Source organism: Nostoc sp. C96 (genome assembly GCF_059384975.1).
The window spans coordinates 6139809-6162016 of record NZ_CM182020.1 but is presented as its reverse complement, the minus strand read 5'-3'; the positions used below and the strand labels follow the sequence as shown (position 1 = coordinate 6162016).

At 39.3% G+C, this 22208-nt stretch carries 18 protein-coding genes; all 18 read right to left on the bottom strand.

Features of this window, described 5'->3' with window-relative positions:
* Window position 1: 1 nt before the first annotated feature.
* The gene (locus AC504W_RS26205; RefSeq protein WP_494875142.1) at window positions 2-859 is read right to left on the bottom strand and encodes a hypothetical protein; all 858 of its coding nucleotides are present in this window, start codon (window positions 857-859) and stop codon (window positions 2-4) included.
* 106 nt (window positions 860-965) lie between these two features.
* Complete coding sequence (gene hepA / locus AC504W_RS26200) at window positions 966-2816, bottom strand: heterocyst formation ABC transporter subunit HepA (RefSeq protein ID WP_494875141.1); 1851 nt, start codon at window positions 2814-2816, stop codon at window positions 966-968.
* Window positions 2817-2974: 158 nt separating this feature from the next.
* On the bottom strand, window positions 2975-3718 hold the full coding sequence (gene hepC, locus AC504W_RS26195) for a heterocyst development glycosyltransferase HepC (RefSeq protein ID WP_494875140.1): 744 nt from the start codon (window positions 3716-3718) through the stop codon (window positions 2975-2977).
* Between the two features lie 660 nt (window positions 3719-4378).
* The gene (locus AC504W_RS26190) at window positions 4379-6607 is read right to left on the bottom strand and encodes a GumC family protein (RefSeq protein ID WP_494875139.1); all 2229 of its coding nucleotides are present in this window, start codon (window positions 6605-6607) and stop codon (window positions 4379-4381) included.
* A gap of 57 nt (window positions 6608-6664) precedes the next feature.
* Entirely contained in the window at window positions 6665-7753 is a 1089-nt protein-coding gene (locus AC504W_RS26185; RefSeq protein ID WP_494875138.1) for a glycosyltransferase, read from the bottom strand.
* A 404-nt stretch (window positions 7754-8157) separates the two neighbouring features.
* Entirely contained in the window at window positions 8158-9471 is a 1314-nt protein-coding gene (locus tag AC504W_RS26180) for an NAD(P)H-dependent oxidoreductase (protein WP_494875137.1), read from the bottom strand.
* Window positions 9472-9538: 67 nt separating this feature from the next.
* On the bottom strand, window positions 9539-10108 hold the full coding sequence (gene rfbC, locus AC504W_RS26175) for a dTDP-4-dehydrorhamnose 3,5-epimerase (RefSeq protein ID WP_494875136.1): 570 nt from the start codon (window positions 10106-10108) through the stop codon (window positions 9539-9541).
* Window positions 10109-10288: 180 nt separating this feature from the next.
* The gene (locus AC504W_RS26170; protein ID WP_494875135.1) at window positions 10289-11149 is read right to left on the bottom strand and encodes a phytanoyl-CoA dioxygenase family protein; all 861 of its coding nucleotides are present in this window, start codon (window positions 11147-11149) and stop codon (window positions 10289-10291) included.
* A 77-nt stretch (window positions 11150-11226) separates the two neighbouring features.
* Entirely contained in the window at window positions 11227-12060 is an 834-nt protein-coding gene (locus tag AC504W_RS26165; protein WP_494875134.1) for a phytanoyl-CoA dioxygenase family protein, read from the bottom strand.
* Window positions 12061-12193: 133 nt separating this feature from the next.
* Window positions 12194-12352: a hypothetical protein gene (locus AC504W_RS26160; protein ID WP_494875133.1), complete on the bottom strand. Its 159-nt coding sequence runs from the start codon at window positions 12350-12352 to the stop codon at window positions 12194-12196.
* Window positions 12353-12359: 7 nt separating this feature from the next.
* A complete protein-coding gene (locus tag AC504W_RS26155; protein WP_494875132.1) occupies window positions 12360-13403 on the bottom strand; it encodes a glycosyltransferase family 2 protein in 1044 nt (347 codons plus the stop codon).
* A gap of 28 nt (window positions 13404-13431) precedes the next feature.
* Window positions 13432-14385, bottom strand: a complete 954-nt coding sequence (locus AC504W_RS26150) for a glycosyltransferase family 2 protein (protein ID WP_494875131.1) — start codon at window positions 14383-14385, stop codon at window positions 13432-13434.
* 97 nt (window positions 14386-14482) lie between these two features.
* Window positions 14483-15511, bottom strand: coding sequence for an SDR family oxidoreductase (locus AC504W_RS26145; protein WP_494875130.1), 1029 nt, complete (start codon window positions 15509-15511; stop codon window positions 14483-14485).
* 158 nt (window positions 15512-15669) lie between these two features.
* Entirely contained in the window at window positions 15670-16884 is a 1215-nt protein-coding gene (gene lhgO / locus AC504W_RS26140; RefSeq protein ID WP_494878771.1) for an L-2-hydroxyglutarate oxidase, read from the bottom strand.
* Window positions 16885-17007: 123 nt separating this feature from the next.
* Complete coding sequence (gene rfbF, locus AC504W_RS26135) at window positions 17008-17781, bottom strand: glucose-1-phosphate cytidylyltransferase (protein WP_494875129.1); 774 nt, start codon at window positions 17779-17781, stop codon at window positions 17008-17010.
* 445 nt (window positions 17782-18226) lie between these two features.
* Window positions 18227-20407 (bottom strand): tetratricopeptide repeat protein, encoded by a 2181-nt coding sequence (locus tag AC504W_RS26130; RefSeq protein ID WP_494875128.1) that lies wholly within the window; start codon window positions 20405-20407, stop codon window positions 18227-18229.
* Window positions 20408-20464: 57 nt separating this feature from the next.
* The gene (locus tag AC504W_RS26125; RefSeq protein WP_096581322.1) at window positions 20465-21247 is read right to left on the bottom strand and encodes a PP2C family serine/threonine-protein phosphatase; all 783 of its coding nucleotides are present in this window, start codon (window positions 21245-21247) and stop codon (window positions 20465-20467) included.
* Between the two features lie 74 nt (window positions 21248-21321).
* Complete coding sequence (locus tag AC504W_RS26120; RefSeq protein WP_096581320.1) at window positions 21322-21996, bottom strand: vWA domain-containing protein; 675 nt, start codon at window positions 21994-21996, stop codon at window positions 21322-21324.
* Between the last annotated feature and the right edge of the window lie 212 nt (window positions 21997-22208).

Sequence of the window (22208 nt, the reverse complement as noted above, 5' to 3'; positions counted from 1 at the left end):
TTTATAAACCGACATTAAACCAAAATTTGTGTCTGACATCGTTCACATAATGTCTTAAGGCAATATGTTTAGCAGCATAACGGTCAGGATAAACAAATTGATCATCTACGTTGATAATATATTTATCTCCCGCCAATGGTTTAGCATCGTCATTGTGCATAGCTAAATGCACTACAGTTTGGTCTGTATAAAAGATAGGTGAATCGACAAATTTTTCTACTCTTTCTAGCGGCTTGTACCAATCTAGTTGTTTTTTGAGAATAAAAAAGCCTGCATTTACCGGATTGAGTTTGTCAGTAGCTTCTAAAAGAATGCGCTCATCTAAAGAAGGTTTACAATCAGGTAAATACCAAGTAGAACTATCCTCAGATGCACATAATTTAATTAAATCCGTCGCCCCAGGAAAAAACAAAATATCAGCATCGGTGTAAATTGTTGGCTCTGTAATATCGAGTGACATCAATGCAGCTAATCTTCTCCACATAGCCATTGTGGGGCGATGGGGATGATTCAAGGCATAGTCAAAAATATAATGAGGGATTTGTGGATTAGCTAGATCTTTCCAATCAACAACATCTACAAAAGGGTGAATCTGGCATAATATATTCCGAGAATTTATTGTATAGCTACCATCAGAGATGATGGTAAATTTATTGGGAATGCCAACATGACGAATAAATGAGCGAATGCTGGCAACTTGTACAGGTAAATCTCGTTCACAAGAAAAAGAATAAACGTTAATATCAGCCTTGCGAGATTGTTTAATAGGGAACTTGCTAATTTTAGCAACTAATTTTGTATATAAATTGCTGATAAATTGCCCTTGAGTTCTGGCGGCATGGTAGCCAATATTTACCATTTAATTTACCTCAAAAATATAGAAAAATTATTAACTGGAAATGAGTAATATTAGAAAAGCATGAAGTATAATATTTCATACTTTACACTTCATACTTCACACTTTATTACCCCGCTTGACCCATTTCGTATTGAGTCTTGTGATATTCCCAAAGCTTACCTTTTAGCTCTAGGAGTTCTTGATATTTACCTTGTTCAACGATGCGTCCTTGTTCTAAAACAACGACTTTATCAGCATTGGCAATAGTAGAAAGACGGTGAGCGATCGCAATTACTGTTCGACCTACCGATAGTTTTTCTAGAGATTCTTGAATCAAACGTTCGGTGACAGAATCTAAGGCGCTGGTGGCTTCATCTAAAATTAAAATTTCTGGGTCACGTAACAAAGCCCGTGCGATCGCAATTCGTTGGCGTTGCCCTCCAGATAATCTTACGCCTCTATCTCCTAATTTGGTATCAAAGCCTTCTGGCATTTCTTCAATAAATTCTAGAGCATTTGCTAACCGCGCCGCTTCTCGAACGTCTGCTGCTGTGGCTCCTGTTGTCCCGTAAGCAATATTTTGCCAAACAGAAGTATTGAAAATAAATGTGTCTTGACTGACTACTGCAATTTTATGTCGTAATGAAGTGATATCAAATTTTGGGATATCAACCCCATCAATCATCACATGACCTTCTGTCGGATCATAAAATCTCGGAATTAAATCAATTAAGGTACTTTTACCTGCGCCAGTAGCTCCTACTAGTGCTGTTGTTTTGGCTTTTTCAATACTCAGAGTGACGTTATTGAGGACTAAATGATTAGGGTCATAACCAAAATCTACAGAAACAATATCAATAGAATGTTTTAACCCAGAAAATTGGATTTTGCCATTATGTAAGTAGGTTTTATCATCAGTCCTAACTAAATCTTTAATGTTGTCTGCTGCACCGACAAGTGTACTAAGATGCGCTCGCGTACCATTAATATCTTGAATAATCGGTACAACTCGAAACAGCACAAAGAAAAATGTGAGTAATGATGCAACTTGGAGTGTGCCATTCACCACAAAAACTGTAAAGGCAAAAATAATCATCCCGATGAGAATTGTACTAGCTATACTTTCAGCTAGAGGTCTCACTAGCGCCCAAATTAAGATAACTTTTTTGGAAGTATGAACTACATTATCACTAGCTTGGTAAAAACGTTGTCGCTCAAAGTTGTGTGTGCCAAATGCTTGTACTGTACGAATTCCGTTAATAAATTCTATGGCGGTGGAAGTAAAGTGACCATTAGCAATAGATGTACTAAAACTGGTTTCTCTAGCGCGAGCATTGAGCGTAGATAACCCTACACCTGCTAATGTAAATAGTAATAAAGAAGCAATCGAAAGCTGCCACGATAACAAAAACATAGAGATAAAGTAGACAGTGGCAGTTATAGTTCTGGTCATTAAAAATGCAGCGCCACTAAACCACTGTTTAATGCGCTCAATTTCTGTGGTAATTGTATTGATCAGTTCTCCAGAACGAGTTTGAGCAAAGTAACTTAGAGGCAAGCTTTGTAACTGTTCAAAAATTTGTTTGCGTAGGCGATCGGCTAAATGTAGTTGAGTGGTTTCTGTATATACCTGTGCTAAATAATTAAACCCAGCCCGTATCCAAGTACTTAACAAAATTAACAGAGATATCCGATATAGCCTATTAATTGCCGAAGTATTGGCGGCTAAAATCCAAATATCAAACCACTCAACACCAGTTTGAATAGGTTTAGCATTGGGATTAGTTAAATTTTGCAAAAACGAAAGCAAAAAACCAATACTAAAACCTTCAAATGTAGCTGCTAAGAAGGAAAATACTAAAGCAAATATAGCAACTTTGCGGAAATGTTTAAATTCTCGCAATATTAGATAGTTTTCTTGCCAGAATTTACTAGCCTTAAATAAATTGTTTAATTGTTGTTTTAGTTTAACAAGCATGAGTTTTTGAACAAATATTTCCTAATTCCTACAGGTTGCTATAGATGCTCTGTGATTTTTTAGCTCTAGCTTAAGTGCGGCAAATGAAGTCATCAATTACCGCACTGCTGGGAAAGATTTTGAGCTAAATAGAGAAGATATCGGTCAATAATTAGTAATTATGAATTATTAATTATTAAGTTGGATTCTGCCTGGACTGACCACGAATTTGTAATGACAGGTAATTGATTAAGTTGCATTTGTGCTTCTGTACTCAATCGGACTGCTGTTTCTAAAGTCCAACACCGAGACCGCATAAAACTCATATCACCCCGCAGTATATTGAATAATTGTGGTAGATTTTCGAGACCATATTGACGCATCCAACGACCTAATGGTGTGACGCTGCGCTTGCTTTTAGTGGAGAATTTAATCGCTTGAAAGAGCTTACCGCGTTCGCCTACATACCACTCACCAGAAAATAAAGATTCAGGTGAGTTAATTTGCATCAAGACAAGCAATACCACTATGACTGGAGTTAGTAATAGCAGCATAACTAAAGCTGCAATCCAATCAATGATTCGCAGGAACCATCCCCAAGGTTGGCTATTTTGTTTAAACAGTAAATTTTCTGAAGATCCGTAAAGAAACATGGGTTTATGAGCTTCTTTACAAGCATCCGCCCAAAACTTTACCCAATGCTCACCAATTTTAGGGTCTACACTGACCAAATTAACCGGGGAATGTTTTAAGCAATCTATTAATAATTGCTGGTTTGTTAAAGCTGGTAAATATGGCTGTTGCAGTTTATCGGGCGACTTGACTAACAACTGACCGCGCCGCCATTGTAGTGTGCAGTATGAGGTGCTTTGCGGAGTTTCACTATAAGTAGTCTGTAGAGTACGAACTAATGAGCTAGTCATGTGTCTTTGGATTAGTACGATAGTAAATTGCTGATCTCGAAGATGATTCATGCCAAAGACTTTGATCTGAATCTTGTATTGCTATAAAACTTCGTAGATGACTGATAAGAAAAATATGCTTCAAGTATTCATCTTGCAGAATTTTAGGGTTCTGAAGATGGCGAAACTACAAAGATAATAACTAGGTAGATAGCAATCAATATTGGGGGAAATTTTGCAGGTAAACTCGCTATTTTCTAGGTAGCAAATATATTGGATAGATGTAGAGATAAATCATCCAATTAATCTTTTGCTCCATGCTGGATAAGTTTGAGGGATTTGGTCTACCTTGGTTGTTAATTTATTGAGTCGAAGAAAACTAGTCCACTTTTGTCTTTTAGCTGCTTGGAAGGAGCTTTAATCTCTAGGATATAAGAGTCTGTAGAAATGACTATATACTGAACTTGATTCTTTATTTAGTCTTTAAAATCATGCGACTTAATTATCATAATTATAAAGTTGATATAAATATACTTAATTTTTACTCAGTAATTAAGATTTAAATTTAACAGTTAAAATGTTTAATCAAGACATTTCTCCAGGCATAAATATGCAAAAAAAATATGTGCGATCGCCTCCATCAAAAGAGCGATCGCACATATCTAGAATGTATCGTTTTGACTATTTTTCTACTGCTTGTTTCAAAGCCAAACGATATTCTTTGGGATACTGGACAAAACTACTGTCAGAGCTAGAAACGCCATTAGCGACAACCCCAATCAGATTTAACTTACTCAACATTCCTGTAGCTTGAGCAAGTTGGTTGCGAGTCACAACACCCATACTGGCTACCAACACCACACTCCGACAAGAGGATGCTGTCAACATTGCATCTACCAATCCTAAGACTGGTGGAGCATCTATCAGTACCAAATCATAATTCTCTTCAAAGGTTCTCATCAGTTGGATCATTCGGGGAGAACTCAACAAATGAGCCGGATCGGTAGGTTTTGGCCCCGCCGTCAAAATATCGATGTAGGCTGAACCTAAAGATTGAATGCCAATCTGATTTGGTAATGTTACTTCACTACTGAGCAAAGTTGATAGTCCTTGTTCATTGGGCAGATTTAGCTGTTCGTGCAAACTGGGATCGCGTAAGTTAGCATCAATCAGTAGTACTCGTTTGTGTAACCGCGCTGCACTCATCGCCAAACCTAACGCCATACCTGATTTAGCTTCATCAGGTAACGCCGAAGTAATCATCAAAGACTTTAAGCTAGATACAGTATTGAGAAGTTCAATATTTTTGTAAATTAAATCTAGTGATTCCCAACGTGGTGGCGACTGTAGCACCTGAATTGTCCAAGGTGCAGATGTTTCTGGCTTACCAAAAGGCAACTTGATAATTGAATCTCTGGCTTTGGCTGGGGGTAGTTTGGGCGTTGTTCCCAACAAAGGTAAAGCTACTTGCTTCTCTAACTCAGCAGTTGTATGAACAGCATCATCAGATGCTTCGCGTAAGAAAGCAGCAATACCGCCCAACATTAACCCCACAACAGCACCTAATAAGAGATTTTGTTGCAGGTTGGGGCCTAACTGCACACCATTGTGGGGTTCTTCCACAACTTCCCAATTAAATCCACCTTTAGCTAGTTCTTGACGCAATTGTTGTTCGGCTCTTAACAGTTGCTCTAATCTTTCTCGGCTAAATTGTAGCTGTGGTTGGATGCGATTGTAATAAGCCAATAAAGGTGGGAAGCGTTTAATTTCAAACCGCAGTTGAGTTTCTTTTTGCGCCAAAGTTTGATCGCGGGCGCTTAATGCAACTATAGTTGTTTGAGTTTCTACTAATGAACTAGCAAGGTTCAAATCAATTTGGCCAAACTGTCCTTGCTCTAACAGTGAATCTCTAGAACCAACTACACTAGATGACTTTGTACCTAAAGTCCTGCCTACTTCTTGTTCTAATAAAGCTTTTTGACTAGTCAATTGTTCCTGCAATTTCTGCACATTGGGAGTTTCATCCGTGAAGCGCAAGCGTTCTTGAGCTAGTGCAAGTTCCGTTTTTTGGATTTCGTTGAGCAAGCCTTGATAGCGAGTAGACTGACTCAACCGAGAAGCCACTAGAGCATTTTGGGGAGAACGGTTAAGTTGTTCTTCTAAAGATTTTTGTCGGGCGATCGCCTCTTGATATTGAGCGCGAGTTGTACGGCGTTCTTGCTCAACATTATTCAAAGCATCTTCTAAAGCTTTGGCTTGAGCTACAGGATCGATTAAATTCTGGTTGCGGCGGAATCTTTGTAGGTTGGACTCAGCCGCATTTACCTCTTCACTAGCCTTACTCAACTGCTCCCGAATAATTTGCAGACCTTTTTGCAGACGCGCGTCTTGCTGTTGTTTGTTGTATTCTACATAAACTTCCCGAACAGCTGTCAACACTTTTTGTGTCTTTACGGGATCTTGAGCAGTGTATTCTACTTGGAAAATTTTTGTGGCGATATTATCTTCTTTGGATTTTAATTGGTTTAACGCTAAAGCGCCTTTAACCTCACCTACAGTAATATCTGGGTATTCTCGACGCAGCTTATCAACTGCTTTTTGAATTAGTCCTGAACTCTGCATAAGATTTAGCTGGGTAGCTGTATCTATCTCTACATTAGATTCAGTAAATTGATTTTCTACTCCGCCTGTTTCTTTTTTACCTTGATAGTTAGGCTCTACCAGCAATTGCATTGAGCTTTTATAAGTAGGCTTTGTCTTAGCAGTCATAATTGCTGCCATAGCAATTGAAGCCACAAATACTGCCACAAACCAAGGAAACCTGCGAATAAAAACTGCTAATAGTTGTCCATAACCCGGTTCCGTGTCAGCAATTGTATTTACACTGGGATTAAGACTAGTTTGAACCACTTTTATTATCCTTCTCTGTGAGACGCTACACGAACAACTAACAAGCCAGATAAATAATTAATGAGTTATACAAGTTTGATCAATAAGTTGCTCAACCTTCTGGAAAAATACTGGTTCTGAAAAATTGTTCACTGCATGATTACGAATATTTTCATAATTCCAAGTGATGCGTCCGGACTCTAGTAATGCAGCTTGTAGAGAGTCTGGTGTTTGTCTTTTAAAAAATACTCCTGTAGTACCGTTAATTTGGGTATCTAAAACGCCACCAGCACCATAGGCAATTACTGGCGTACCACTAGCGTTGGCTTCTACAGGGACTAATCCATAGTCTTCTAAGGCTGCAACAATCACCGATTTAGCTTTAGAAAATAAGTCTTTACGTTGGCGATCGCTCACATGACCTAAAAATTCAATATTATCTAATGCCTTGGCTTTTAAACGTGCTTGTTCCGGGCCATCACCTGAGATTAATAACCGCCATCCCAACCAATTAAAAGCTTCGACGATTATATCTAGTCGCTTATAACTGATCATCCGTGCAGATGCCAAAAAATAATCATCTTTGGTATCTGAATAAACAAAGTTACTGGTATCAATTGGATAGTTAACTACAATTGCTGGTTTGCCATAAATCTGTTGAATTCTTTTAGCGACAACGCTGGAATTAGCAATGTAAAGGTCAGGTTCCTGAGCATATTTCAGGTCTACATTCCGCATCAACTGAAAAATTTGTTCAATTAATGGCGCAAAATATCTATAATCTCCATATTCTCGCAAATATGTTTCTGTATCCCACAAAAAACGGGTGACATTATGACAAAAACAAACATGGCGAGCATCAGACCGTTTGCGTACAGCTTTCGCAAAGCTAGTGCTACTGCTGATAATTAAATCGTAGTCTTGCAAATCCAAAGCTCGAAAAGCAGGAAAGTAAAAAGGTGCCATCATTCTAAAATATTTAGCTGCACCCGGAATTTTTTGTAAAAAAGTTGTGTTGACTATCCTCTCACCTAAATCAATGGTTTTTTGTGGATCGTATAAAGAAGTAAAAACATCTGCTTCGGGGTAGCGCTTACATAATAATTCAAATACGCGCTCTGCCCCTCCACGCTGAGTTAAATAATCATGGACGAGAGCAATTTTCATAGATTTTATTCAATCTGCTACTAAATTTTGTCAGATAAATATTTTAGTCAATTACCGCTAAAACTTTCGTGTTTAGCACTATAAAGTTTTAGAATTAAGTTGTTAGTTAATTAGAATACTTTTTGGCAATATTTATATTATTTTTTATCTTGATTAAGTTATTTATAATAGTGAAATCTGTCAAGAAATCATTGTTCGATAAAAATATTTCTTTAGACATAGAATAAATTTTAATTTGTAAAAATTGAGAGGCTCAAATCCCCGACTTCTCTAAGAAGTCGGGGATCTAATTGTTCACAAATGATTCAATTTAATATATAAAGGCTCAGACCCCCAAATCATTTAATAATTTGGGGATCTCTTTATCTAACAATGATTGATGCTAGTGATAGCAAAACCAACTCTTACCCAACAGATGCCAGAATTTTTTCGGAAGCAAAATAAGCATTTTGTTCAGCGCGGAGTTGGTCACAAAGTCTACCTTCCGGTAACTCTACATCGTCGTAAGTCAGCACTTGGTCACGAGGAATATCTCGTTTTAAACGACAACCTTCAGCTAAACCCATTGGTAATAGTTTTTGAGCTTGAACAACGGGAGAATTTTCACATTGACCGTAGGTCATATAGTAACCAATACCATCAAGTGTTTCTCCGGCTTGCAAATCGATTTTGGCAGTTGTGACTACATCTACGAATGGTTTACCAATAGGAGCCATCACAGCATCACGGAAGAGGACAGCACGAGCCACAGATAGGGGAACTTCAAAATGGCAGAGGTGATAAGGAGTATAGAAGCTATAGAGAGGCCCTTCACCTAATTTATAGAGGTTGAGGTAGTGGCGTTGTTTGGGGTCATCATGAGTGGCGAAGACAAATACACCAGGGCCGGGTTTAGCACCAACTACATAATCAACAATTCCGCCTAATTCTTTGAGTTGGTCAATATCATACATATTGGTCATTTCATCAACATGACCTGCGAAGTCATAACCGAGCATTCCGCGCTTGGCGACTTGCATTCCGGTGGCGTTAGCGACGATCGCCTGCTCGAAGGAAATTTTGCTACCATCAGCAAAGCTTGTTACCATGTGGGCTTTTTGTCCCCAACGTTTAGCAAAGCCTTCTTGGGTTGTGGGATTGCGATAGGGGTCTTGTAGCCCTTTGATGTTACCGCACAGTAATGGTGTCAGACCGATGCTTTTGACAAAGCGGTAAAGATTCATCTCTACCCCTGGCTGGTCGCCATCGCAAGCGCTGAGGATCACACCAGCTTTGTCAGCGTAGACTTTGAGGATAGAACCGACAGTACCATCGAGTTCAGCATTCATCATAATGACATGTTTGCGATGAGCGATCGCTTCCATGACAACATGAGCGCCAAATTCCACTGCGCCAGTCACTTCAATAATTGCTTCAATGCTTTCTGATTGGCAGATTAACTTGGCATCTTCAGTGATAGCATATTTACCGCTGGCGATCGCATCTTCTAAATCGCTAACAGTGTTAACAACTTGAATATCTTCAATCCCAGCTTCTGTATAAGCTCGTTTAGCTCCATCAATACTCCGGTTGAAGATAGCTACCAACTCCATTCCTGGTACTGAATTAATGATTTGGTTAGCAATACCTCGCCCCATAAAGCCAGCACCAATCATGCCTACTTTGATGGGATTCCCAGCAGATGCACGAGCTTTTAAAGCATTATCAATAATAATCATAAAATTCCTCTGATTGCTATTTTTAGATATTAAACAGACACATTATCAGTGGTTAATAAACCACCAACTATACACTTACCGTTACTGTTTCTGTATCTCCTACAGGTATCATGCTCAACAAAGGCCAATTTAAATCTTTTTCAGAAATTTCTGTGACTTCTAAAGGCCATTCAATGTTAAAAAATGGATCATCATAGCGCAGACCACGTTCATATCCTGGTGTATAAAACTCACCAACTTGATAGATTACTTCCGCATCATCGGTGAGAGCTTGATAGCCGTGGGCAAACATTTCTGGCACATACAAAGCTCGGCGATTATCTGCGGTTAGTTCAACACCAATATGAGATAAAAATGTCGGAGAATCAGGACGCATATCAATAATTACGTCATAAATTGCCCCTTTAGTACAGCGAACTAACTTTGTTTCAGCTGCGGGTTTGATTTGATAGTGCATTCCCCGCAGAGTGCCTTTTTTGTAGTTATAAGATAAGTTACATTGAGCTACTGTTGGCTTTAAACCGTGGGCTTCAAACTCTTGAGCGCAGAAATAGCGGGCAAAAAAACCACGGTGATCGCTTCTTTCTTCTAGGTTAATAATGTAAGCATCTTGGAGATTTGTAGCGGTGAAAATCATGAATTACCTCAATATTAATGTTTAATTGTGTCAGAACTCAGGAGCTATAAATCAGTACTCAAAATACTTAAAAAATCAGGAAAAATTCATAAATTTAAGTATCAATTATCCTGGATGAATTGTAAAATCTGACCCTTCGACAATCTCAGGTATCACTTCTAACTTCCGAGTTCTGAATTCTTACTTACTTTGTTGAACCAAAGTTTTTTCAACTTCAGATACAGTCACTTCAGCTTTGGGATGAGTATCATCCCAAAATTGTGTACACAGTTCTGGTCTTTCGGGAGGATTAGCTGTATAGCAAAGGAACAGGGTTGAGCGTGTTTCGCTGCGTACAGTTCCATGATGTAAGGTATTTTTAGTATCTACAAAAATGACTGTACCTGCTGGCCCTGGACAAGATTTCCAAGCTGATTGAGGTATGATTTTTTTGACAATTTCATTATCAATCCCCATATAGCTTGACTTGAAAAGATGGTAATAAAGTCGCCAATATTTCAGACTAAATAAAGGTGTTAAAGAACGGGGAATGTATTGAAAAGGCCCGGTTTTTTCTTCTACATTATGCAGACAAACGAAGATTTTGATCAAGCGGCGGTCTTCAGCATCACTATGCCATAACAAGGTGCCGAATTGATGATCACTAAGGAAATCTTGGCGTAAATGTACACCATGAAAAGTAATGGGAACCCCAATATAATTTTCAATAATACTTAGCAGTCTTTTCTGGGTTGCCCAATTATAAAATTCTGGCAAACCCGTAACTGTGGTAATGTGCGGCCACTTTTCTGCTAAATGTTCATTGTTGGGATTTCGTATGCGAGATAATTGATAATTAGCAGCTTTGAGTAGTTCAGCACTAAAATCTAAACCTAAATCTGCCAAGGTTGTCGCATAAACACCATCTCGTTTGAGAGTCTCGACGATTATGCGATCGCGGGATTCTAATGCTGGTAAATTTTTAGTATGTTGCCAACGTTTGAGGTGAAAAACTAAGTCGGAGAATAGGGAAAATATTTTGTATTTAATTGTTTTTAGCATGGGTTTATGATGTCGAACATTGTAAGTCGAAAGTTAGGAATTTATTTCCTCAATTACTAAAGTGATATTACGTAACATTAAGCAATTTCTTGCAGCATCTCTGGCTTGGGAAAAGTGTCATCCCAATATTGAGTGCAAAGTTCTGGTCGTTTGGGTGAGTTCGTTGTATAAACAAAAAATAGTGCTGACCTTGCTTCGACGCGGATAGTACCGTGATGTAAAGCAGTTCTGGGATCTGCAATCAAAACTGTACCGGCTTTCCCTGTACAAGATTTCCAAGCTGATTGGGGAATAATTTTTTCTACTTGTTCATCATTAATTCCTAAGTAACCAGACTGACGTAACTTGTGGTCAATTCTATAGGAATTTAAATGAGGAAAAGATGTGAAATTTAAGGGAATATACTCAAATGGCCCGTGCTTTTTCTCAACATCATGGAGATAAATAATTACCTTAACCATTTTGCGGTCTTCGGAATCTTTATGCCATAATAATGTGCCGAATTGGTGTGAATTGGGAAAGTCTTTGCGTAAATGTACACCGTGAAAAGTAACAGATAAACCTAAATAATTTTCAATTATCTTTAATAGTCTGTTATTACTTCCCCATTGATAAAATTCTGGTAAATTTGTGACTGTATAAATTTGTGGTAGTCTCTCATTCAAATGAGAGTTATGGACATCTGACATTCTGCTTAATTGTTGATCAGCAGCTTGTAACATTTCTTGAGTGGATGGTAAGCCTAAATCGGCGAGTGTGGTTACATAAGCTCCTTCTCGTTTTAATGTTTCGACAATTTTGCGATCGCCTGTTTCTAGCGGAGGCAAATTAGGGGCATACTGCCAGAGTTTTATTCTATAAGCCAACTCTGAGTTTAGTGTTGCCATTTTGCCTTTAAGTATGTTTAGCATGGCAGGAATACCTTAATTAAGAGGCTGTGATTATCTAAAGAGAATTCAGGAGTTTGAATTTTACTAAATTTTATATTCTGACTTCTGAATTCTTATTCAAGAGCAAAAAATTATGAGTTAGTTGAGTAAATTCTTACCTAACTTCTTCAAGTACTTCTGGTTTGAGAGTATCAACAATTGTGCGATCGCCTGGTTCTAGTGCTGGTAACTTAGGAGCATACTGCCAGAGTTTGATTCTATAAGCTAACTCTGAGTTTAATGCTTCCATCTTATCTTTAAGTTTATTCAGCATAGTAAGATTATTTTGTTTTAATAATTGATTTTAGGTGCGATCGCCTGTTATTTGTGGTTCGTATTTCTTGCGGTGTTGGTTCGTTAGCTTCGGCAAGTTTTAAGTCTTTTAAGGCCATTACATCAAAAGCAGAAAGACTCACTAACGCCACAAATGGAATCGCTACCTTAATAGCAGATACAGGCCATCTTCTTAAAGCACCTAAGAAAACTTTTAAATTAACTTCCTTGCCATTTTGTAATAGCATCCGTCGACAAAATTGCTTAGAATATCCAGATTCTTCTAATTTCAAAATTACTTCAGGAATGTGTTTATACTGCATTAACAGAGCAGATTTTGGCTCTTTCTGCCAATAACTCACACCCACAATACATTCTAAATAAGTCTCTTTGGTGACAATTATTTTGCCGTGTGCAGCACAATAACCCGCTAAATATGCTAACGATATCCAGTTACTCGCCGCATCTGGCCAATTTTGCAAGGCGCGTTTGATTAAATCGCTGCGGTAAACACTAGCGGTAAGAAAAATAACTGCGCCAACACTTTTAGCAAAGCAATGTTCAAATATGGCTTGACTATTTCCACAGCCATCTTCTGCATCAGCATCAAACCAGCGGTTCCCAACAATTGTTGGCGGATGTACTGGTTCACCAGTAATTTTATTACGTCCAGAAAAGTTGAGAAATAATAAGCCTAAATCTTCATTATGTTGGAGCTTATTGATAATGTAAGGAATAGTTCTATCTTGAATTGGATCATCATCGCCAATTGTCCAAACATATTTAGTTGTAGCAGAACTTAGGCAATACATAATATTTCTCATTACGCCTAAGTTTTCAGAATTTCTATTAGACCTAAAAGTGATATTACTCAGTTTTGCCTGCCATTTCTGAATCACAGCTTGAGTATGATCTGTAGAACAGTTATCTGAAACTAAAATTTCACAATCAGACTCAAAGCCTTGAATGGCATTTGCTAACCAGGTCAACTGTTTGTTAAGTAATTCAGCCCGATTATAAGTAGGTATGGCAATTGTTAGTAATTTATTCATAGATTTAGGAATAATTTTACGTTTTGCTTTATAAACTCGATTTGATTGCTTTGGGTAATAAAAGCGATTTACGTGTGGATGTGAGTACTAAAGCTAGGTAAGAAATAATAATATTCATTGCTAACCTTGGCCACCTTCTTAAAGCTCCTAAGAAAATTATCCAGTCACTTTTGGTGATGATATTCTGCAAAATCATTTTTAAACAAAATGGTTGAGAATATCCAATTTCTAGAAGCTTGGCATAAACTTCTGGGATATAAATATATCTCATCATGATTGACCATTTGGGATCTTGCTCTAAATAACTAGCGTGCATTGTACATTCTAAATAATTATTTTTAGTGACAATTACGCTGCCATGAATAGCACAAAATCCTGTCCAATATGCTTGAGATGCTAAATTTTTACAAGCAGATGGCCACTGTTGTAAAGCTCGTTTGACTAATGCAGTTTTATAAACTGTTGCTGTCATAAAAATTACGCCACCGAAGCTTTCTTTTAAGTAACGTTGTAATGCGGCTTTACCATCAGCTAGTGGCTCATCACTATCACTATTAAACCAACGTTCTACAGTGATTTGGTTGGTTAATTTATCTCGTCCATAGCAGTTAAGAAAGATTAGCGCGGTTTCAGGATGTTGGTGAATTGTTTTGAGCAAAAAAGCTAGAGCATTATCCTGTATTGGATCATCATCGCCAACTGTCCAAACATATTTACTCTTAGCAGCTTGAATACAGGCAGCAATATTAGGCATTAAACCTATATTCTCTTGATTTCTCTGAGATTTAAATGTTGTTTTACTAAAGATAGGCTGCCATTTTTTAATGATTTCTTGAGTGTTATCTGTGGAACAATTATCAGAAATTATAATTTCACATTCAGCTTCAAATCCTTGAATAGCTTTTGCTAACCAAGAAAGTTGTTGTTCTAAAAGTGCAGCACGATTATAAGTAGGAATAGCAATTGTAAGTAATTTATTCATTTTTTGAAAAAATGGATTACTGATGATGTTTACTGGTACTATTCAGATACCCGACTTCTTTAAGAAGTCGGGTATCTAACTTGTCTAATATCGGGACTTACTTTTTCTTCCAGAAGAAATCTTTGTCGATTTGTTCAGTACGGATGAGATACTCTAGCTGCTTTAAGCGAGTAAAACCTCTAAATAAGAAAGTGTCTTCAGTCATATCAATTTGACTGAATAAATTAAACAATTGTTGTGCGCCTAGTTGAGCATTCCAATCACATTTGAAACCAGGTAAAATGCTGTTTATTTTCTCGAATGATACGCGATAACTGCGGTTATCTGCGCCATTTTGCCCAAAGCTTAATTTACAGCCGGGGAAAGTATCAGCGATAATTTCGGCAATTTCTTTAACTCGATAGTTATTACTGGTATCGCCAACATTAAAGACTTGATTGTGTACGATGTCACGCGGTGCTTCTAAAGCGCAAACAATGGCTTTACAAATATCTAGTGCATGAACTAATGGCCGCCAAGGTGTACCATCACTGATCATTTTGATTTCTTTGCTTGTCCAAGCTAACCCAGCGAGGTTGTTCAATACGATATCAAATCGCATTCTGGGGGAAGCACCAAAGGCTGTAGCATTCCGCATGAATGTAGGTGAAAAATCATCATCCGCAAGGGGTGTAACATCTCGTTCTACGAGAGTTTTACATTCGGCGTAAGCGGTTTGAGGATTTACAGGAGATTGTTCTGTCACATCGCCTTCGGTGGCGACACCATAAACACTACACGAAGACATATAGACGAAGCGTCGCACGCCCATTGTTTTGGCTAAGTTAGCGAGGCGTACAGAGCCTAAATGATTGATTTCGTAGGTGATATTTGGTGCTAATTGTCCTGTGGGGTCGTTGGAAAGTTCCGCCATGTGAACGATCGCTTCTACACCTTCTAAATCTTCGGGGGTGATGTGGCGGATATCTTTGTTGAGGGTTTTGGCTGTAATTTCTGTACCGTTGTATAGCCAACCAACTTTATAAAAGCCTGTATCAACGCCAATAACTTCATGTCCACGTTCAATTAACAGAGGAGGCAATAAAGAACCTAGGTAGCCTTCTGTTCCGGTGACTAATATTTTCATTGTGGGGAATTCCTATAAAATTGCTTCCAAAAAATTCAGAATTCTGAATTTGGGGTTGATTATTTTTGTGGGGTGTGTTTTTCGGGTAGACAAAATGCCCACCCGACAAGAGATTTAAGAGATGATATTGTCTTTACACCTCTCCCTACTCCCAATACTTAGCTAATAACTACAGTTTCAAGATGGGACTGCTGGGGAACTTGAGAGGCGATCGCTTTGCCAATTTCTAAAGAAGATGTGGCTGCTGGTGAGGGTGCATTGCAGACATGGATGGAGTTTTGACCAGAAATGATCAAAAAGTCATCTACTAGTTTGCCGTCATCCATTAAAGCTTGGGCGCGAACTCCCGCATGGGTGGGAACTAAATCTTCGGCTTGGACTTCGGGAATTAATTTTTGCAAACTTTTGACAAATGCTGCTTTGCTAAAGGAACGAATGATTTCTTGAATACCTTCATCAGCATGTTTAGCTGCGAGTTTCCAGAAACCGGGATAAGTCATCACCTCGGCAAAATCTCTCAAGTCGAAGTCGGTTTTTTTGTAACCTTCTCGCTTGAGGCTGAGAACAGCGTTCGGTCCAGCATGGACTGTACCATCAATCATTTTGGTAAAGTGAACGCCGAGGAAAGGGAAATCGGGGTTAGGCACTGGATAAATCAGGGTTTTCACCAAATAGCGTTTTTCGGGGGTGAGTTCGTAATATTCGCCCCGGAAAGGTACGATTTTGGCTTTGGGTTCTACTCCACCTAACTTAGCAATGCGATCGCTATGCAATCCGGCACAATTGATGATAAATTTCGTTTCAAAGTTGCCTTGATTGGTTTCTAGTACTTGATTTTTCCCACTGGCAGCGATTTTCAATACTTTGGTATTGAGCCGTAAATCTCCACCTTGCTGTTGAATTAATTGGGCGTATTTTAAACAAACTTGCTTGTAATTAACAATACCAGTTGAAAATACTCGAATGCCAGCTACACAACTAACATGAGGTTCAATTTCTTTTACTTCTTCTGGGCTAATTTTCTGGACTGTTAGATTATTTTCTAAGCCGCGTTTGTAGAGATTTTCTAAGCGTGGTATTTCTTGTTCATCGGTAGCAACAATGACTTTGCCGCAGATTTCATGGTCAATTCCATGCTCTTGGCAGAATTCCACCATTGAGCGACTACCATCACGGCAAAATTTAGCTTTAAAACTCCCTGGTTTGTAATAAATGCCAGAGTGAATTACACCACTATTATTGCCGGTTTGGTGAAATGCCCAGTTGCTTTCTTTTTCTAATACTAGAATGCGTGCTTGTGGATAGCGTTTACCCAAGGACATCGCTGTTGATAAGCCTACTATTCCACCGCCGACAATAGCAAAATCGTACATTGGTATTACTGCACTTAAATCAATTGTGAATATGTCAATGGTCAATGGTCAATGGTCATTTGTCAAAAGGTGAAATTTCAGAATTTAGACTTCATACTTCACACTTCAGACTGCATACTTTCCTTACCATACTTGCCAAGGAGCTTTACCACTTTGCCATAGTTCTTCGAGATAATTTTTATCGCGTAAGGTATCCATTGGTTGCCAAAAACCATTGTGTCTAAAAGCGGAAAGCTGTTCCATGTCAGCCAGCTTTTCTAATGGTTCTTTCTCCCAAACTGTGGTGTCATCCGCTATTAAATCAATAACTTCTGGTTCTAGAATAAAATAACCACCATTGACCCAAGCACCATCACCGTCACGTTTTTCCCGGAAGCTAGTAATTTTAGTTTGCTCTTGCTCTAAGGAAATAGCACCAAAACGTCCTGCTGGTTGTACGGCTGTGAGTGTGGCTAATGTCTTTTGCTGTTGGTGAAATTTAATTAGTTCGGTGATATTTACATTACTAACGCCATCACCATAAGTAAAGCAGAAAGTATCGTTTCCTACATGTTCAACAACTCGTTTTAAGCGTCCCCCAGTCATGGTTTTATCACCTGTATTCACTAAGGTGACACGCCAAGGTTCTGCATAGCCAGAATGCACATTCATTTGGTTAAAACGCATGTCAAAAGTTACATCTGACATGTATAAAAAGTAGTTGGCAAAATACTCTTTAATGACGTAACCTTTGTAACCACAACAAATAATGAAATCATTAATACCGTGGGCAGAATAAGTTTTCATGATGTGCCAAAGAATTGGCTTACCACCAATTTCAACCATCGGCTTGGGCTTGATACTGGTTTCTTCACTGAGGCGTGTACCAAGTCCACCAGCCAAAATCACCGCTTTCATGTAATTACCTCGGAGATTTGTAGGGAATTATTATTTAGAATTGCTTGAGATGAAGAGGATGCACTTGGTTTGAGAAAAATCGTTTCGCTCTGTTTTTCTCCGTCAATAATCTAACTATAATTTTTGCTACTTGTATGAAGTAAAAGTAAATTAAAATCTTTTATGTGTGAAAGGTTTATGAATAATTTTTACACGTAAAATATTATCACTTAAATAAATATAAATGTTACCAAATAAATTATCAGGATGATATTTTATAACCCTGATATTACTGATGTTTAATTATAGTAATACAATGACTTGTTACTAATTTAGTAGTAACAAAATTTACTTATACAAAGATTATTTCGTGAATATCCAGAGACTCAGATACCCGACTTCTTCAAGAAGTCGGGTATCTAATTGTTAAATAATCAAGAGATACTGATTGACTATTGACAACTCTCTAATTTGTTCCGACATTATCCCAAGTAGTAGAACTTTGCAGTAAAGCATTACATTGACTTTCGATGATGACGCACATACTGCTAAGTGCTTGCTGGTAGTTTTCTGTATCTTCTTGTTCTAAGGCGAGTTTGGCGGCTAATTGTAAATCTTCGACGGCTGCGTGGTTATTTTTTGCTGCTTCTTTACCGCCGTATTGGGCGATTTCATAGCGTACCATACCGCGTTTGAGATAGACTTTTGCCAATTTTTCGTTCAGTTGTAATGCTTGGTCAAAGTCGGCGATCGCTTTTTGGTATTGTTGAGCGTAGTCAGTACTATATTGAGCCATTTGATAATATACCGAACCTCGCTGAAAATAGGCTTCGGCTTTGGAGGCGTTGAGTTTAATCGCTTCTGAGAAATCTCCTATAGCTTCTTGGAACTCTTTGAGGGATTCACCACTATACTTAGCTATCTGCGCCCGGACAATACCTCTTCTGATATAAGCTTCGGCTTCTTTAATATTGAGGCGGATGGCATTATTAAAATCTGCGATCGCTAAATGATATTCTCGATCTGGATCATTACTATACTCAGCCAGCATATAGCGAGCGTTACCGCGATTAACTAAGGCTTTGACTTCCTGCGGATTAATTTGCAAAGCCTTGGAATAGTCTGCTAATGCCCCTTCGTAATCTTTGAGATTGTAACGAGCATTACCTCGGTTGATAAAAGATTTGGCGTATTTTGGTTCTTCTTGGATGGCTTTCGTAAAGCTGTCGACTGCTTGCTTGTAGTCGCGCACTTGGTAGGCAGCGTGGCCTTGTTTATAATAATCGGCAAACTGAAGAGCTTGATGACTAGGTTTAGAATTTGCCATCAAAGTCTGTTGAGTGTAGGCATTCTGCGACACAAATGGACGGGTGAATTTCACCATCACATCTAAATAACCCAACATCCCCAAACCCAGACAACCCAAAACTATGGGGTAAAGTTTTGATAGCTTGCGCCGCTGATAAGGAAAATAGCTTGGTTGATTGTTTGGTTGCCAAGAATTTGCACGGGCAAATGACATGGCAGGCTGTGGTATGCGTGCAGGCTGATTATAACGCCTTGTGGGAATGGTACGTGGTCTAAGATGTTCTTTATTTTCAATCGCCCGCTGTGATGGAAAAGGATCACGTCCGCCTAAGCGCAAAGAACGCTCACACCAAGGGCAGCTGTGCAGGTGATTGCTGTAGCGATGCTGGGGATTGGTGGTGCAAGTAATCAGGGCATCTTCGGCTTCTGTGAGGGCAGATAGCCAAGTTTGGGCATTTGGACGTAACTGGGGATTTTTGTGTCCGGCTTCAAAACACTGGACAAATAATTCCTGCAAGCTAGGATGTAGCATTTCCCAAGGGGGTGCAATGGGAGTTGGCAGGTAAGGAACTTGACGGTGTTGGCTGTAGGTGAAATGTCCGGCGGCGATGCGGACTTCGTAAGCTGGGGGTTCGGCAGTACCTTGAAAAATCCCCGAAAAAGGATGTGTACCTTCCATTAATAATTGGAAGATGATCACTGCCAAGCCAAACACATCGTGAGTAATTGCGCGATCGTGTTGGGCAAAGACTTTATTTTGCAATTCTGGTGGAGTAAACTCAGCTTTACCCACTCCACATCGGTAAACAAGATTGTTTTTTAAATCTGGCACTTGGAAAGAGTCAGTATCTACCAAACTCACCAGTGCAGTGTCGCTGACTAAGATGTTGGACTCGTTGACATCACCCACGCAATAACCACTACTGTGGAGAGCCGCAAAAGCTGCCGCTAAATTCCGCGCTGTGCGAACTAAATATTGATAGTTAAATAACGGGCAGTGTTGGCGACGGGTTCTAGGGTTGTAAAAATCGATGATTGGTCGCATTCCCCGAATTCGAGGCATGATGAAACCAATAATGCTTTTGCTCCCATCTACCGTTTTGATTAGCTCTTGTGGCCAAGCAATGGAAATATGCCCCAAGTTAGCTGTGGGGTTTTCTGGTGGGTTAGCCAGCATCGCTTGCAGTTTTTTAGCGTGATTGGCAGTGGGTTTGTGATAAACCTTAGCCACTAATTCACCATCGGATGGCACTGCATAAATACAGGCTTCACCACCTCGTCCTAAGCTAACGCTGAGGTTGATAATTTCTGGCTGGGGAAGACAACGTAGTACCTTCATGTTTAAGTCACAGTTAACGGGGGTTATATAAAAAGACCGAACTTGCAGAATCCTTGTTTATGTGCGGTTGAAGGCAGCAATAATTAGTGTTAAATCATCATCGGTACGTTGTGTAATCCGATCCGAACCTAAAAACCTCACCAGTTGCTCTTTAGCTAATGTTTTATCCTCAGCGTTTTCGATAAAGTCAAACAAAGGAAAAAAGAAGGGTTTGTGAGGTTCGCCAACAACCATGTTTAAAGCCAGCATTTGTAGTCCATCGGTGAGGATACCAACATTGACTATTTCTTCACGCCATAATCTCATTTGTGCTGTATCTATAGCATCCAAGGAAGTCAAGAAAGTCGTTTCGTTGATATATTCTCCGTTATTGGGTATAGTTAGCGCAATTAAATTTCCTTGACGATTCTTGGCGACTGCCATACCGTCGCCGATTTGGGCTGCTGCTACCATTTCTGGTGTGGCGATGGTGATTATTAAGGTAGTTGCCAAATCTTGAGGCTGTTGATTACAGGCTGCGGCTTCTGTTTCTACTGCTTTTTTGGCAGCCAGCAAGGCATCACTTAACAAAGATTGCACAACCAAATCATCAGCTAAAAAAGCGCGCGAGACTTCTTTAATAGATAAATGTTCTACAGCTGCTTCGGTGGCTACCATTGCGCCAATTTTCCCCTGACTGGCAGAACCTGCGCCATCGGCTGCTGCGGCAACTAATATATTGTCTGGCAATAACTGCCAGTTGTGAGCATCCTGACACAGCTGCTTGTTTCTGATGTGGCTGGTACCACATACAGATGCGGCGACTACCCGCCAATGATCAATCTGTTTTGATGTGTTCATAGATTCTTTGTCTGGGCTGGCTGTGTAAGTATTAAATCGCGATCGCCTCCGGCGGGGCTTCGCCCATCGCGCGATTAAATGGAACCCCAGCCAATTGGCGGTAGTGCTACTTGTTCATCTACTTGGGAGTGGGAAACAGCAGCCATACTCGCTGACAGCCACATAAACATTTCCACAAAGTTAAGTCCTCGCAGTTTGAGTGGTGTCCGCACAGCTAACTGATTTAGGGTTGTCATGTTGGCATTTTCCACACCAACTGAGAAAAAGGCTACGCGCTTATTGGCTTCGTCGCCTTGAACTCGCTGTGCGGCTTGGGCTACTAGATGCTCTTGTTCACCTTGAGGTTCGCCATCGGTAATCATGAATACCCACGGACGATAATAGGCAATGCCATTAGCACGATACAAGGATTTGCGCTCTTGTACCATGTCTAAAGCTTTATGAATTCCTGCGCCCATACTGGTGAGTCCTTGGGCTGTCAAAATTGGGGGGTTAAATAGATCCGCTGTCACAAAGTCTTGAATGACATTTACTTGGCTATCAAAAGTAACAATTGCTACTTCTACGCGTCGCGCTGCTAAGGAATTTTTGACTAATTCATCTTTCAAACTCAGCAAACCTTGATTTAATGCTTCGATGGCTTCACCTTGCATTGAGCCAGATGTATCTAGTAATAATACGCAAGGACAACGGGGTTCGGGGTTTTCCGCAAATTCTACTACTTCATCCAGGGTTAATGTATCTTGCATAACTTTTTGTGTTATGTTATAGTCCAAAGCTTTATTTTCCTTTGTTCAAAGTATATAGTTAAGTTTCCGGAGCCTAAAAGGGAATAACTAAATTTTTGGCGATCGCCTGCTGAGTCTTCATATAACTATTAAACAAATACTTTTCCCTAAATTCTCTACACATTTAATAAAGTTTTCATCAAGTTCCGTCTGAGAGACCAAAAATTTACGAG

Coding starts and splice junctions, on each gene's coding strand:
- AC504W_RS26205 (WP_494875142.1), bottom strand. CDS start 859: ATGGTAAATATTGGCTACCATGCCGCCAGAACTCAAGGGCAATTTATC.
- hepA (WP_494875141.1), bottom strand. CDS start 2,816: ATGCTTGTTAAACTAAAACAACAATTAAACAATTTATTTAAGGCTAGT.
- hepC (WP_494875140.1), bottom strand. CDS start 3,718: ATGACTAGCTCATTAGTTCGTACTCTACAGACTACTTATAGTGAAACT.
- AC504W_RS26185 (WP_494875138.1), bottom strand. CDS start 7,753: ATGAAAATTGCTCTCGTCCATGATTATTTAACTCAGCGTGGAGGGGCA.
- AC504W_RS26180 (WP_494875137.1), bottom strand. CDS start 9,471: ATGATTATTATTGATAATGCTTTAAAAGCTCGTGCATCTGCTGGGAAT.
- rfbC (WP_494875136.1), bottom strand. CDS start 10,108: ATGATTTTCACCGCTACAAATCTCCAAGATGCTTACATTATTAACCTA.
- AC504W_RS26170 (WP_494875135.1), bottom strand. CDS start 11,149: ATGCTAAAAACAATTAAATACAAAATATTTTCCCTATTCTCCGACTTA.
- AC504W_RS26165 (WP_494875134.1), bottom strand. CDS start 12,060: ATGCTAAACATACTTAAAGGCAAAATGGCAACACTAAACTCAGAGTTG.
- AC504W_RS26160 (WP_494875133.1), bottom strand. CDS start 12,352: ATGCTGAATAAACTTAAAGATAAGATGGAAGCATTAAACTCAGAGTTA.
- AC504W_RS26155 (WP_494875132.1), bottom strand. CDS start 13,403: ATGAATAAATTACTAACAATTGCCATACCTACTTATAATCGGGCTGAA.
- AC504W_RS26150 (WP_494875131.1), bottom strand. CDS start 14,385: ATGAATAAATTACTTACAATTGCTATTCCTACTTATAATCGTGCTGCA.
- AC504W_RS26145 (WP_494875130.1), bottom strand. CDS start 15,511: ATGAAAATATTAGTCACCGGAACAGAAGGCTACCTAGGTTCTTTATTG.
- lhgO (WP_494878771.1), bottom strand. CDS start 16,884: ATGTACGATTTTGCTATTGTCGGCGGTGGAATAGTAGGCTTATCAACA.
- rfbF (WP_494875129.1), bottom strand. CDS start 17,781: ATGAAAGCGGTGATTTTGGCTGGTGGACTTGGTACACGCCTCAGTGAA.
- AC504W_RS26130 (WP_494875128.1), bottom strand. CDS start 20,407: ATGAAGGTACTACGTTGTCTTCCCCAGCCAGAAATTATCAACCTCAGC.
- AC504W_RS26125 (WP_096581322.1), bottom strand. CDS start 21,247: ATGAACACATCAAAACAGATTGATCATTGGCGGGTAGTCGCCGCATCT.
- AC504W_RS26120 (WP_096581320.1), bottom strand. CDS start 21,996: ATGCAAGATACATTAACCCTGGATGAAGTAGTAGAATTTGCGGAAAAC.